Genomic DNA, 1,048 nt, shown 5'->3' with positions numbered 1-1,048 from the left:
GCCGACTGTAACCGCCCTATCGCGTCCTTGATAAGCCAGGCTTCATTGTCATTTACCGCACAGGCGCGTATCTCCGCCCAGCTCAGCCGCTTGACCAATTGCGCCAGTGCCATCGCTTCATCGTGGCTCAGGTGCACTTCCTCTAGCTGCTCAATCCCAGTTCTCATGTTAGCCACCTTCCCTTAAACGGTTTTGTAATCCCCAATCAACTCACGCATCCGCAGCTTAATTTCACTGATTTGCTCGTGCTGGCGCTGGTATTGCTGTTTGAGGCTATGGGTCTCGTCACTGTCGGGGATCAGCACCAGACAGCCATCCATGATCTTCACCGTGACCGAGCCGCCAATCTCAAACCCGGCGGCCTTAAGCCATTGCCCCTTAAGATGTATCGCGGGCGGTGCTGTGGCCTTGTCATTTTGCGGGACGTATCCCACGGTGTAATAACGTTCTGTTTTCGCGGCTTTATTTACCGCGCGGTTTTGCTTAGAATGCGCCTTAGCCATGTTCAACTCCTTCTTAGTTGCTTATGGTTAGCAGCGTGTTCGGGTGCCCGCCCGAATACGTTGCGTTAATCGTTTTTACTTCATCTTGGAAGACCAGCGCTCAGCTTCGTACTTAATGATCATGCCTTCCAGCACTTCCTTAATGACCTGCCGCTGTTCCGGCTGCATGTTGCTGATAGCCTGAAACTGTAGAGCTAAATCGCTATCAGGCTGTAGCTCATCGTCTTCAAATATCAATGAATCCGTCGTCACTCGCAATGTCTGCGCGATCTTCTTAATCGCTTCCAGTGACGGTAACGAAATCCCGCCTTCATAACGTTTTATCTGTGTCACGTGAATGCCGATAGCATCCGCCAGTGCCTGTTGCGACAAGCCTTTTTGCTTGCGCAGGGTGATGAGTCTGTTAGCAATACTCATTGAATTAAACCAGTCAGAGAAATTTGCCGTCATTCTATCCCCCAAAAAGTGCTTGCTTTATATTGGTATCTTATCGGATACTAAATAAAAGAGCAATGGAATCTTGACGCAATTTTAGGAAGGTCACT

Annotated in this window: 3 protein-coding genes; all 3 read right to left on the bottom strand. The window is 49.5% G+C overall.

All coding sequences use genetic code 11. The features are described from left to right. Positions 1–113 (bottom strand): DUF7706 family protein (locus PSI17_RS17545; protein ID WP_443256049.1); only part of this gene is annotated, 113 nt, incomplete at its 3' end. A 69-nt stretch (positions 114–182) separates the two neighbouring features. After that, positions 183–503, bottom strand: a complete 321-nt coding sequence (locus PSI17_RS17040) for a SymE family type I addiction module toxin (RefSeq protein WP_273553088.1) — start codon at positions 501–503, stop codon at positions 183–185. A gap of 75 nt (positions 504–578) precedes the next feature. Then, the gene (locus tag PSI17_RS17035; protein WP_337927225.1) at positions 579–920 is read right to left on the bottom strand and encodes a helix-turn-helix domain-containing protein; all 342 of its coding nucleotides are present in this window, start codon (positions 918–920) and stop codon (positions 579–581) included. Positions 921–1,048 lie beyond the last annotated feature (128 nt).

It is taken from the genome of Xenorhabdus sp. IM139775 (genome assembly GCF_028598745.1).
Taxonomy (GTDB): Bacteria; Pseudomonadota; Gammaproteobacteria; order Enterobacterales; family Enterobacteriaceae; genus Xenorhabdus.
The sequence above is the reverse complement of the archived record's forward strand: the minus strand, read 5'-3'. Positions and strand labels throughout refer to the sequence as shown.

Bases quoted from the DNA above. Each gene is read 5' to 3' on its own strand.
- PSI17_RS17040 (WP_273553088.1), bottom strand. From the start codon at position 503: ATGGCTAAGGCGCATTCTAAGCAAAACCGCGCGGTAAATAAAGCCGCG.
- PSI17_RS17035 (WP_337927225.1), bottom strand. From the start codon at position 920: ATGAGTATTGCTAACAGACTCATCACCCTGCGCAAGCAAAAAGGCTTG.